Raw genomic sequence first — 12,509 nt, 5'->3', positions numbered from 1 at the left:
GCGCAATGCCAGTTGACCACACAGCGGGTTCTTGGAAACAAGGGAAAAATGTTATCCCGGAACCGCTTGAATTGAAATCGACGATTCCTTCTCGGAACCCTGTTGCGCCAGGCAGGCACTTGTCTCGTCAGGCGGTCGTACCCTGGTCGATCCGCAGTCGGCAGCGTGCCGCCTCAGCGACTATCGAGGCGCAGGCGGCCACGCTTGAATACGCCCTCGGCGCTGGCCAGCAGCCGATCCTCGGCATCCAGCAGGTCGCAACTGGCCATGAAGATCTTCACGCCGCCGCCCCGGGTGCGGGCCACGGCGCGGACCTCGGTCCCCGGTGGCGTGCTCGCCATGTAGTTGATGTTCAGCGACAGGGTCAGCGCCAGCCGCCATTGCTCGGGGTCGGCGTGCCAGGTTCCGCTCATGCCCATGGCGGTGTCGGCCAGGGACGCGATGACGCCGCCGTGCAGATTGCCGGCCTGGTTGAGGTGATGGGGCTGGACGGTGACTGCGATGACGGTCTGCGCCTGCTGGTATTCCTGCAGGTCCAGGCCGAGGTGGGCGGCGAAGCCGCTGAACAGACCTTGCAGTATCGGCGCGTCAGGTACGGCACTCATAGGCGATGGCCCTTGGGGTCAGGTCCTGGTCCGTGTCGTGGGAGGCGGGTGTTGCCCATGACCGGCAGACAGTGATTTTTCTGATTGTGTTTCGCACAGGCATTTGCACGTTGAAATGCAGAATGTCAGCGAATAATCTACCGGTCAATACGGAATGATATTCCGCACAGCGAAATATAAGTGATTGAAATGAACCGGGCGCATGGGGCAGGATCGACCCGGTCCGGTGGCAACACCCCGATCAATCCAGGGCTTTGAAGGAGGCTCCATGTCCACTCCCCGTACTCAGCGTCCCCATCACCGTGTCTGGCCCAAACGCTTGCCCCTGGCGCTGACGGTGCCGGCCACGTCGCTGTGGTTCAACCTGGAAGTGGCCGCCCAACGTTACCCGGACAAAGTGGCGTATCGCTTCTTCGGTCGGGAACTGAGTTTTTCGGCCTTGCGCGCCCAGGCCCAGGCCCTGGCCGGCTGGTTGCAGAGCGTGGGTGTCGAGTCCGGGGATCGGGTGGCGCTGTACCTGCAGAACTGCCCGCAATTCATCGTCGCCTACTACGCCATCCTGCGAGCGAACGCGGTGGTGGTACCGGTCAACCCGATGAACAAGGTGGAGGAGTTGAGCTATCAGCTCGGTGATTCTCAGGCGCGGGTGCTGATCTGCGCGGCGGACCTGGCGCCGATTGCCCAGGCGGCCAATGCCACCCTGGCTCCCGAGCAGCAGTTGCGCGAACTGCTGGTGACCCGCTACAGCGATGCCATGCCGGCGCCTGCGGACCTGCATCCGGCGGAAGCCCCCAGCCCCGAGATCGATGCCTGGTTGCGCAGCGAGCCGCCCTTGACCACGGGCTACCGGCACTGGTGTGAAGTGCTCGACCTTTCCTTGAGCCCCGGGGCCCATAGTGCCCAGGCCGACGACCTGGCCATGCTGCAATACACCTCGGGCACCACCGGCCATCCCAAGGGGTGCATGCACAGCCATCGCAGCCTGATGAGCAATGCTGTCAGCGGCAGTTGGACCCAGTCCACCGTCGAGTCGGTGGGCCTGGGGGTGGTGCCGTTCTTCCACATCACCGGCCTGGTGTGTTTTGTCCTGCGGGCGGTGTTCGACGCCACCAGCACGGTGATCATGCCGCGCTGGGACCGGGAGCTGGCCGGGCGCCTGATTTCCCGTTATCGGGTGACTCACTGGACCTGCATCCCGACCATGATCATCGACCTGTTCGCCAGCCCCAACTACCAGGGGTTCGAGCTGTCCAGCCTGGTGCATATCAACGGCGGCGGAGCAGCGATGCCGGAGGCGGTGGCGCAGCGCCTGAGGGAGGAGTTCGGCCTGACCTTTCTCGAAGGCTACGGGCTTACGGAAACCGCCGCCGCCAGCCATGGCAACCCGCCTGAGCGGGCCAAGCTGCAATGCCTGGGCATGCCGTTCTTTGGTGTGGACTCGCGGGTGGTCGATCCACTGACCCTCAAGGAACTGGAGCCGGGCCAGGTGGGGGAAATCATCACCTTTGGTCCGATGCTGTTCAAAGGCTACTGGCGCAACCCCGAAGCGACCGCGGCGGCTTTCGTCGAGTTCGAGGGCAAGCGCTTCCTGCGCACCGGCGACCTTGGCCACATGGACGAGGAGGGGTACTTCTTTCTCACCGATCGCCTCAAGCGAATGATCAATAGCAGCGGTTTCAAGGTCTGGCCGGCGGAGGTGGAAGCCCTGCTGTTCAAGCACCCGGCGGTGCATGAAGCCTGTGTCATCGCGGCCCAGGATGCCTACCGCGGAGAAACCGTCAAAGCCCTGGTGGTCCTGCGCAGCGAGGCCGTTGGCCGCACCAGCCCAGAGCAGATCATCGACTGGGCGCGCGAGCACATGGCCGCCTACAAAGTGCCGCGGTTGCTGGAGTTCGTCGACAGCCTGCCCAAGTCCGGCTCCGGCAAAGTCATGTGGCGCGTGCTCCAGGAGCGCGAGGCCATCAACCCCTGAACAGCGATTCCCTTGATGCAGTAACCAACGACTGCGCCGGAGACGACAATGACTACAAAAATAATAACTGTCCAAGATCCGCACGCTTCACCCGACCCAGCCCGGCAGCTCGACTCGCTGTACGCGAAGATTCGCTGGCGCCTGCTGCCGCTGCTGATGCTCTGCTACATGATCGCCTTCCTCGATCGGGTCAATATCGGCTATGCCCAACTGCAGATGAAACAGACACTGCCGTTTGGCGACGCGGTCTATGGCCTGGGTGCCGGGATCTTCTTCATCGGCTACTTCCTCTTCGAAGTCCCCAGCAACCTCATGCTCAAGCGCAGTGGTGTGCGCAGGACCCTGTTGCGCATCATGTTCTGCTGGGGGCTGGTGGCCGCGGCGATGATGTTCGTCTCCACACCGTTGCAGTTCTACATCCTGCGCTTTCTTCTGGGGGCCTTCGAGGCAGGGTTCTTTCCGGGGGTGATCCTGTATTTCACCTACTGGTTTCCGGCGCCGCGCCGCGGGCAGGTGATCGCCATCTTCATGACGGCCGCCGCCGTCGCCGGACTGATCGCCGGCCCCGTCTCGGGGAGCATCCTCAAGTACCTCAATGGCGTGGCCGGCTTCAATGGCTGGCAATGGATGTTCGTGATCCAGGGCCTGCCGGCCAGTGTGCTGGGGGTGGTGGCTTTTCTGTACCTGCAGGACAGCCCGGAACAGGCCAGGTGGCTCAGTTCAAGGGAGCAGCGATTGCTCAAGGAGGACATGGCCCAGGACCTGAAAAATGCCCGGCACAAGTCCCAGGACAGCCTGGCGCAGATGTTTCGCGACCCCAAGATCTATCTGTTGTCCATGGCCTATTTCATGTTCCTCGGCGCGACTTACATGCTGGTGTTCTGGATGCCGAGCCTGATCCAGAGCTGGGGCTCCCAGGACCTGTTGCAGGTCGGGCTGATTACCGCGATCCCCAATATCGTGGGCATCGTCGGTACGGTGCTGATCGGCTGGCACTCCGACAAACACCGGGAACGCCGCTGGCATTTCGTCGGCTGCATGGCCATTGCCGTCTTCGGCCTGGCCATCACCACCTTGCTCAACGGCCATCTGCTGCTGTCGGTGACGGCCTTGTGCGTGGCCTACATAGGGATCAAGGCCGGTACTCCGATCTTCTTCGCTCTGGTCAGCGAGTACCTGTCGGTGGCGGCCACCGCCGGGGGCATCGCCTTTATCAGCAGCCTGGGCAACCTCGGGCCGGCTGTTACGCCCTGGCTCAACGGAGTGATCAACAGCCATACCGGCGGGCATGTCTCCAGCATGTACCTGGGGATCGTGATGTACCTGCTGGCCGGCGCGCTGGTACTGATCACCGCGCGTACCGCCAGAGCCCCTCGAACTGCAGCGGCCCTGGCCGAATCATGAACCCCCTCGCCATTGGCACAGGAGCCAGAGCATGAGCTTGCCCAACATCCTTTCCCAGCGTTTGCGCTTGCCGGTGGTGGCGGCGCCGCTGTTCATCATTTCCACCCCTGAACTGGTGATCGCCCAGTGCAAGGCCGGCATCGTCGGCTCGTTTCCGGCCTTGAATGCCCGGCCCGCCGAGCGCCTCTCGGAGTGGATCGAACAGATCACCCAGGCCCTGGCCGAGCACGATCGGCTGCACCCGGACCGGCCCGCGGCGCCTTTCGCGGTGAACCAGATCGTGCATCGTTCCAACGACCGGCTGGAGCAGGACATGGCGGTCTGCGTGGAGCACAAGGTGCCGATCATCATCACCTCCCTGGGGGCTCGTCCCGAGATCAACCAGGCGGTGCACAGCTACGGTGGCATCGTGCTGCACGACGTGATCAACAACCGCTTTGCCCGCAAGGCCATCGACAAGGGAGCCGATGGCCTGATTGCGGTGGCGGCCGGTGCCGGAGGCCATGCCGGCACCCAGTCGCCCTTTGCCCTGGTACAGGAAATCCGCCAGTGGTTCGACGGCCCGCTGCTGCTCTCGGGGGCCATTGCCTCGGGCCGTTCGATCCTCGCGGCCCAGGCCCTGGGAGCCGATCTGGCCTATATCGGCTCGGCCTTTATCGCCACCCAGGAAGCCAACGCCGTAGCGGCCTACAAAGAGATGATCCGCCAGTCGGGGGCGGAGGACATTGTCTACACCAACCTCATCACCGGGGTGCATGGCAACTACCTGAAAGCCTCGCTGACCGCGGCCGGCCTGGACCCCGAGGCGCTGCCCAGCAGTGATCCCTCACAGATGAACTTCGGTGCGGATCGGCAGCGCCCCAAGGCCTGGAAGGAGATCTGGGGCTGCGGCCAGGGCATCGGCGTGCTGGACGCGGTGCCGGCCGCCGAAGCGCTGGTGGAGCGTCTGGCCGCGGAGTATCGAGAGGCTTGCCAACGGCTTGGCCGCCAGGTGTTCTGAGTCGCTGCGGCTTGATAGCGCTGCCGGCACTTGCCGGCAGCGTCGTTTCCGGGGCCGCTGTTCCCGGCTACCAGAGCTTGAGGCTGTATTCGAGGATCAGCCGGTTCTCATCCACATTGGCGGCATGCTTGGCGCGATACACCACGTTGCGCCAGCGCAGCCCCAGGTCCTTGAGCGGGCCGTTCTGGATCACATAGGCCAGGTCGGTATCCAGCTCCCGCTCCCGGGCCTGCTGCTGGTCGAGGGTGAATTCATTGCTGCGCACATAGCGGCTCATCAGGCTCAGGCCGGGCAGGCCCAGGGCGGCGAAATCATAGCGGTAGCGCACTTGCCAGGAGTCCTCCCCGGCATGGACGAAGGACTTGTAGGTCGAGGTGTTGAAGCCGTAGGGGTCGGTGCCGCTGATAAAGGGCATGCCGCTGCGGCCGCTCTGGTCCTGATAGATCAGGCTCAGGGCGTGGCCGCGATAGGACAGGGTTTGCATCAGCCCCAGGTTGCGGTTGTCGACCTCGGTCCGACCCAGGCCGGCGCTCTGGAAGTAGCGCAGCTCGGATTTCAGCGAGAGGCTTTTACCCAGGGCTGCCGTGTGGGTCAGATTGCCGTAGTGCTGCCGGTAGTTGTCCTTGAGTTGGGCATGAAAATAACCGGCCTTGAGCTCGGGGCGGATGCTGTAGCTGGCTCCGCTGTAGGTGAACCTGTCACTGGCGACCCCACCGGCGACCTGCCGGCCGTTGCGGGCCAGGGCGACCATCTGCAGGTCTTCATGGTCCGTGGAGTTGCGCTGGCGCACGCTGTCGAAGCGCCCCAGGGTCAGGGTCAGATCCTGGATATCGTTGGACACCAGTTGCGTGCCCTTGAAGGTTTGCGGCAGCAGGCGGGTGTCATTGCGAAAGGCGACCGGCAGCAGCGGTTCGTGGATGCCGGTGCTCAAGACGCTGCTGGCGACCCTGGCCTTGGCGGTCAGGCCGAAGGAGCCGTACTGGTCGGCCACATCGCCATTGCGGTCCGCCAGCAGTGCCCCGGTATGGGCGGTGCCGCCGCCGGAGTCCAGCTTGATGCCCAGCAGGCCTAGCCCATCCACCCCCAGGCCGACGCTGCCTTGGGTAAAGCCGGACTGGTAGCGCAGGACAAATCCCTGGGCCCATTCTTGCGCCTTGTTCTGGGGCGGACGGTCGCCATGGAAATCGCGATTCATGTAGAAGTTGCGAGCCCCCAGGGTCAACTGGCTGTCGTCGATGAATTGCGCCTGGCACATCAGCGGCAGCACACAGCCGCCCACCAGGGTGGACAAGGGCAAGCAGGGATTGGAAGTGGAGTGCATGGTGTTCACCGGTCTTGTTGTTTTTATAGTGAGAAATGCGGCGCTGGGTCGCTGCCGGAGCGGCCGTGGAAAAGCCCCGGACGCGACCGCTCCTGACCCTGCCGTGAGGCGGGGCCATTGAGGAGGCAAGTAGCGGGAGCAGGGACTCAGTGCAGCAGGGCCATCAGCGCAGCGTGATGGGGCACGCTGCGCTCCGGGCAAGGAAGGCGGCGACACCTGCCGCCCTTTTGGCCAGGGCCTGTGGTTGCCTGCCCGAGAGACTCATGGGGTCGGTGCTTGACCGAGGGCGATGTAGCGTTGCAGGTGATGATCCTCGTCCCCCAACTGGTGGTCGATCATCACCAGCCGCTTGGCGTAATGGGCCAGTGGCAGCTCCCAGGTCATGCCGATACCGCCATGCAGCTGGATGCATTCCTCGGCCACCAGGGCGCCGATGCGACCGATGCTGACCTTGGCCGCCGACAGGCTGCGTTCGCGGGTCAGGCGGTCGGCGTCCAGGGCGGCAGCGGCGTTGATCACCGCCGAACGAGCCTGCTCGATCTCCAGCAACAACACCGCCATGCGATGCTGCAGCGCCTGGAAACTACCGATAGGACGGCCAAATTGTTGCCGGGTGCGCAGGTAGTCCAGGGTCGCCAGCTTGGCCACTTCCATGGCGCCAAGGGCTTCCGCGCAGAGCGCCAACAGGCCCCGGCCGATGGCCCGCTCGAGGATCGCGTGGCCCTGATGCAAGGGCCCCAGCAAGGCCTGTGCCGGCACTTTTGCATGGTGCAGGCGCACTTGCGCGACGGGGCCGCTGTCGAGGGTCGGGCAGGCCTGGATTTCCAGGCCCGGGGTGTCCGCCGGCACCAGGAACAGCGAGATGCCCTGGCTATCGTCCAGGGCTCCGGCCGTGCGTGCCGCGACCACCAGCAACCCGGCCTGGCGGCCGTTGAGAACCATGCTCTTGATACCGTCCAGACACCAGCCGGCAGAGTCCGCCTCGGCGCGGCAGGCGACCCGGTTGGTTGCATAGTGGTTGCCGGGCTCTTCATGGGCCAGGGCGGCGATCAGGCTGCCGTCGATGATTGGCCCCAGGTGTATTTTCTGCGCCTCGGTGCCGGCGCTGGCGATGGCCTCGCCGGCCAGCACCGCACTGCCCAGCAGAGGCTCCACCAGCAGTCCGCGGCCTATTGCCTCGAAGACCAGGGCCAGGTCGAAGCCGCCGCCACCGAAGCCGCCGTCGGCTTCACTGAATAGGGCGCCGATGACTCCCAGGTCCGCCAGTTGGCGCCAGATATCGGGGTTGAAACCCAGGTCGGACTGCAGGCTCTGCTGACGTTTTTCCAGGTTGTATTGCTGGGTGATGAAGCGGTTCAAACTGTCGGCGAGCATGCGCCGTTCTGCGCTGTGTTCGAAGTTCATGTGCGCGCCCTCAGAGCCCGAGAATCATTTTCGAGATGATGTTTTTCTGGATTTCATTGGAGCCGCCGAAGATCGACAGCTTGCGATTGTTGAAGTACTGCGCCGCGGCGCTGGCCGCGAACCCGGGGCCGGTGTCCAGCGCTTGGGCGTTGGCGTCATCCGGCATGAGCCGGGCTTCGGGGCCCATGGCCCGACGCAGCAGCGCGCTCAGTTCCTGGCGGATCTCCGTGCCGCAGATTTTCAGCATCGAACTTTCCGCACCGGGAGCACCGCCGCCGGCCACGGCGGCGATCACCCGCAGGTTGGTGGTCTGCATATTGGCCAGGTCGATCTCGACCCGCGCCAGGCGGGCGGCGAACTGCGGGTCCTGCAGCAGCGGCTGGCCATTGCGGGTGCGTTGCGCGGACAACTGCTTGACCCGTTGCAGCGCCGCCATGGACAAGCCGACCCCGGCGATATTGGTCCGTTCGTAGGTCAAGAGGTACTTGGCGCAGGTCCAGCCCTTGTGTTCTTCGCCCACCCGATTGGCCACCGGTACTCGCACGTCGGTGAAGAAGACTTCGTTGATTTCGTGATCGCCCTCCAGGGTGATGATCGGCCGTACCTCGACCCCGGGGCTGGCCATGTCGATCAGCAGGAAGCTGATGCCTTCCTGGGGCTTGGCTTCACGGTCGGTGCGTACCAGGCAGAAAATCATGTTGGCGTGCTGGCCGAGGGTGGTCCAGGTCTTCTGGCCGTTGACCACATACTGATCGCCGTCGCGCACGGCGGTGGTTTTCACTGCGGCCAGGTCCGAGCCGGCACCGGGTTCCGAATAGCCCTGGCACCACCAGTGGCGGCCGTCGAGAATCCGTGGCAGCCAATAGTCCTGCTGCTGTGGGGTGCCGTACTTGATCAGCACCGGCCCCAGCATATTGACGCCGAAGGGCACGATGCGCGGCGCATTGGCCAGCCCGCACTCGAGCTCGAAGATAAACTTTTCCACGGGGCTCCAGCCCGGTCCGCCAAAGGCTTCGGGCCAGTGGTTGGCCAGCCAGCCCCGGGCATTGAGCAGCGCGTGCCATTGCTCCATGTCGGCCTTGGACAGACGCTCGCCTGCGGCCACCTTGTCACTCAGGTCGGTGGGCAGGCGTTCGGCGAGAAAGCTTCGCACCTGGTCGCGGAAGGCTTCTTCTTGTGGGGTGAAACTCAGGTCCATAGCGACGTCCTCAATAGATTTCGAACAGCGCAGCGGCGCCCATGCCGCCGGCGATGCACATGCTGACCACGGCGTACTTCACGCCCCGGCGGCGTCCCTCGAGCAGCACATGCCCGGCCAGGCGCGCGCCGGTCATGCCGAACGGGTGACCCAGGGCGATGGCACCGCCGTTGACGTTCAGGCATTCGTCGGCGATGCCCAGCCGCTGCTGGCAGTAGATCGCCTGGGAGGCGAAGGCTTCGTTGAGTTCCCAGAGGCCAATGTCCTCGACCTTGAGGCCGTGCCGGGCCAATAGCCTGGGCACCGCGAACACCGGGCCGATGCCCATCTCGTCGGGCTCGCAGCCGGCCACCGCCATGCCGCGGAACACCCCCAACGGGGTCAGGTTGGCGCGGGACGCTTCCCGGGCCTCCATCAATACGCAGGCCGAGGCGCCGTCGGACAGTTGCGAGGCGTTGCCGGCACTGATGAAACGCTCCGGGCCCTGCACCGGCTCCAGCTTGGCCAGGGCCTCGTAGGTGGTGCCGCGACGGTTGCAGGTGTCGGCCTCCACCGTGACCTGAAGCTGGCTGACCACGCCGCTCTGTTTGTCGGTCAGCGCCATGGTGGTGCTGCAGGGGGTGATTTCCTCGCGATAGCGGCCGGCCAGTTGTGCGGCTTCGGTCTTGCGCTGGCTCTCTACCGAAAAACGGTCCTGGGCCTCGCGACTGATGCCATAGCGCGCGGCGACGATGTCGGCGGTTTCGATCATCGGCAGGAACAGTTCCGGCTTGTGCTGCAGGAGCCAGGGGTCGAGGTCCGGGTCGTCGCTGGCACCGCGGCCACGGATCTGGGAAATGCTTTCCACGCCGCCGGCGATGATCGCCGGGACACCGTCCACCACGATGCGTCCCGCCGCCATGGCAATGGCCTGCAGCCCGGAGGCGCAGAAGCGGTTGACCGTGGTGCCGGCGATGCTGATGGGCAAGCCGGCACGGACTACCGCCAGGCGCGCGACGTTGCGCCCGGTGGTGCCTTCGCCGTAGCCGCAACCGAGGATGGCATCTTCGATCAACCCTGGATCGATGGCGGCCCGCTCGACCGCGGCGCGCACCGCGAAGGCGGCGAGTGTGGGGCCGGGAGTGATGTTGAATTCGCCGCGATGGGCCTTGGTCAGGGGCGTGCGTGCAGTGGAGACAATAACGGCTTCGCGCATGGGACGTGCTCCTTGGTCAGTGGCTGTGGTTGAGGCTGTCGAAGTTCTCGCCGCGCTCTACCAGCTGCACCAGCAAGGGCGAGGCTTTCCAGAACAGCGGATCTTCTTCGGCGAATTCGCGGATATCCGCCAGGACCTGAGGCAGGCCGTACTGGTCGGCATACTTGAGCGGGCCGCCGCGATGCCGGGGGAAGCCGTAGCCATGGATAAAGGTGATGTCCACGTCCAGAGGGCGCAGGGCGATGCCTTCATGCACCACGTTGGCGCCTTCGTTGATCATCGCCGCCATGTAGCGCCGCAGGATCTCCGGGTTGCTGAAGGTGCGGGGCGTGATGCCGGCCCGGGTGCGCTCGGTATCGATGATCGCCAGCACGTCCGGGTCCTGGCTGGCGCTGCGCGGGCCCTGGGCATAGAGGTAGTAGCCGCGACCGGTTTTCTGCCCGAACCAGCCGCGCTCGCACAGGCGGTCGGCAATCTGTACATAGCGGGCCCGGGGATCGCGGGTGGCGGCCTTGCGCTGGCGGGTCGCCCAGCCGATGTCGCCACCGGCCAGGTCAGCCACCTGGAAGGGCCCCATGGGGAAGCCGAAATCACGCAGGGCCTGGTCGATCTGATAGGGCGAGGCGCCGTCTTCCATCATGTAGTCAGCGGCCTGGCGATAGACCGCGAGGATCCGATTGCCGATAAAGCCATCGCAGACCCCGGCACGCACCGGCACCTTGCGCAGTTTCTTCGCCAGTTCGAAGGCGGTGGCGACGACATCCGCGGCGACCTTGGCCGGGACCACGATCTCCAGCAACTTCATGATGTTGGCCGGGGAGAAGAAGTGCAGGCCGATCACGTCCGCCGGTCGCGAGATGCTCTGGGCAATCGCGTTGATGTCCAGGTAGGAGGTGTTGCTGGCGAGCACGGCGCCGGCCTTGCACACACGATCCAGTTCGGCGAATACCGCAAGCTTGGCCGCCATGTCCTCGAACACTGCCTCGATCACCAGATCGGCCTGGGCCAGGTCCTGGTAGTCGGTGCTGGCGCTGAAGCGGGCCAGGGTCGCGGCTTTGTCGGCCTGGGTCAGGCGGCCTTTGTCGATCAGGGTGTCGTAGACCTTCTCGACATTGCCGCGTCCGCGATTCAGGGCGTCCTGGTCGCGTTCGATCATGGTCACTTCCAGGCCCGCGTCGAGGGCCGTCACGGCGATGCCGGCGCCCATGGTGCCACCGCCCACCACGCCCACCCGGGCAATGGCACGAGGCACTGCCGCGCGGGTCTCGGGGGCCTTGAGCACTTCCCGTTCAGCGAAAAAGGCATGCACCAGCCCGGCACGCTGCGGGCTGTCGAGGCACTCCAGAAACAGTCGGCGTTCTTCCCGCAGGCCGTCTTCGAACGATTGATCGAGGGCCGCTTCCACGGCCTGGATGATGTGCAACGGCGACAGCAGGCCCCGGGATTTCTGCGTGGCCTGCTGGCGGGCGGCATCTATCGCTTCGCGCTGGGCGGCGGGCTCGCTCAGGGCCTGGGCATCCCGGGTGCGTCGAACAGTGGCGCCCTGTGCCAGCAACTGACGCAGATAGGCCAGGCCTTCGGCCAGGGCGTCATCGCTGTCCCCCAGACGGTCCACCAAACCCAGGTCCAGGGCCTCCTTGGCGCTCAGATGGCGCCCGCTGAGCATCAGTTCCAGAGCCGCTTTGGCACCGATCAGGCGTGGCAGCCGCTGGGTGCCGCCGGCCCCGGGGAGCAAGCCCAGCAACACCTCTGGCAGGCCGAGTCGGGCGCTGCCGGTGGCCAGGCGGTAATGGGCGGCGAGGGCAACTTCCAGGCCTCCTCCCAGGGCCACTCCCTGGATTGCCGCCAGCACCGGTTTGCTGCTGTCCTCGATCCGCTTGACCACCTCCGGCAGCGCCGGCGCCTGGGGCGTCTTGCCGAATTCGCGAATGTCGGCGCCGCCACAGAAGTGCCGTCCTGCGCCGACCAGCAAGAGGGCGTCGACCGCCGGGTTCTCGCTGGCGCTGTCGATGGCCGCCAGCAGTCCGCGGCGGATCTCCACCCCCAGGGCGTTGACCGGCGGGTTGTTGAGGGTCAGTACCAGGATGTTTCCGTGTAATGCGGTTTCGACGATGGGCAGGGCTGTTTCGCAACTCATTGCAGCAGTCTCCGGGGTGAAGGGCAGCGAGAGGTCGATGGGCGCGGCATGGCGTTGAGGGTGACCAGCAGAACAACACCCACAGTCACCGGCAGCTCGATTCCGCTATTTGAATCACTTGGCGAAAATAATCCTGGCATCAATGAATAATTGGGTCAATACGGAATAGTGTTTCGCAGTGCGGAATTAATAAATTGTTTTAGCTGTAAATCGACCCTCCATGACAGGTTTTGCATCGAAGTTTGGTGTTTGACATATTTGATTTGTGATCAC

Annotated in this window: 9 protein-coding genes; 3 read left to right on the top strand and 6 right to left on the bottom strand. The window is 64.7% G+C overall.

What is annotated here, in order from left to right:
* Positions 1-173: 173 nt before the first annotated feature.
* A complete protein-coding gene (locus tag FW796_RS01295; RefSeq protein ID WP_221809106.1) occupies positions 174-605 on the bottom strand; it encodes a PaaI family thioesterase in 432 nt (143 codons plus the stop codon).
* A 268-nt stretch (positions 606-873) separates the two neighbouring features.
* Between FW796_RS01295 and FW796_RS01290 the strand changes: the two genes are divergently transcribed.
* From FW796_RS01290 to FW796_RS01280, 3 genes are read left to right on the top strand one after another with little or no spacing between them, the layout of a single operon-like run.
* On the top strand, positions 874-2,577 hold the full coding sequence (locus FW796_RS01290) for a long-chain fatty acid--CoA ligase (protein ID WP_446438926.1): 1,704 nt from the start codon (positions 874-876) through the stop codon (positions 2,575-2,577).
* Positions 2,578-2,625: 48 nt separating this feature from the next.
* A complete protein-coding gene (locus FW796_RS01285) occupies positions 2,626-3,981 on the top strand; it encodes an MFS transporter (RefSeq protein ID WP_446438925.1) in 1,356 nt (451 codons plus the stop codon).
* A 31-nt stretch (positions 3,982-4,012) separates the two neighbouring features.
* Positions 4,013-4,981: an NAD(P)H-dependent flavin oxidoreductase gene (locus FW796_RS01280; protein WP_346634889.1), complete on the top strand. Its 969-nt coding sequence runs from the start codon at positions 4,013-4,015 to the stop codon at positions 4,979-4,981.
* A 67-nt stretch (positions 4,982-5,048) separates the two neighbouring features.
* Here the strand turns inward: FW796_RS01280 and FW796_RS01275 are convergent, their stop codons facing one another.
* The 5 genes from FW796_RS01275 to FW796_RS01255 all read right to left on the bottom strand — a co-directional run bounded on the left by FW796_RS01275 (position 5,049) and on the right by FW796_RS01255 (position 12,236).
* Positions 5,049-6,302 carry an OprD family porin gene (locus FW796_RS01275; protein ID WP_346634888.1) on the bottom strand — a complete coding sequence of 418 codons (1,254 nt, stop codon included), beginning with the start codon at positions 6,300-6,302 and terminating at the stop codon, positions 5,049-5,051.
* 261 nt (positions 6,303-6,563) lie between these two features.
* A complete protein-coding gene (locus FW796_RS01270; RefSeq protein WP_404938597.1) occupies positions 6,564-7,706 on the bottom strand; it encodes an acyl-CoA dehydrogenase family protein in 1,143 nt (380 codons plus the stop codon).
* Between the two features lie 10 nt (positions 7,707-7,716).
* Entirely contained in the window at positions 7,717-8,904 is a 1,188-nt protein-coding gene (locus tag FW796_RS01265; RefSeq protein ID WP_446438924.1) for an acyl-CoA dehydrogenase family protein, read from the bottom strand.
* Positions 8,905-8,914: 10 nt separating this feature from the next.
* The gene (locus FW796_RS01260; RefSeq protein ID WP_446438923.1) at positions 8,915-10,099 is read right to left on the bottom strand and encodes an acetyl-CoA C-acyltransferase; all 1,185 of its coding nucleotides are present in this window, start codon (positions 10,097-10,099) and stop codon (positions 8,915-8,917) included.
* A 16-nt stretch (positions 10,100-10,115) separates the two neighbouring features.
* Entirely contained in the window at positions 10,116-12,236 is a 2,121-nt protein-coding gene (locus FW796_RS01255; protein WP_446438922.1) for a 3-hydroxyacyl-CoA dehydrogenase NAD-binding domain-containing protein, read from the bottom strand.
* Positions 12,237-12,509: the final 273 nt, after the last annotated feature.

It is taken from the genome of Pseudomonas sp. 910_21, from assembly GCF_052850735.1.
This window is presented reverse-complemented; position numbering and strand designations above follow the sequence as displayed.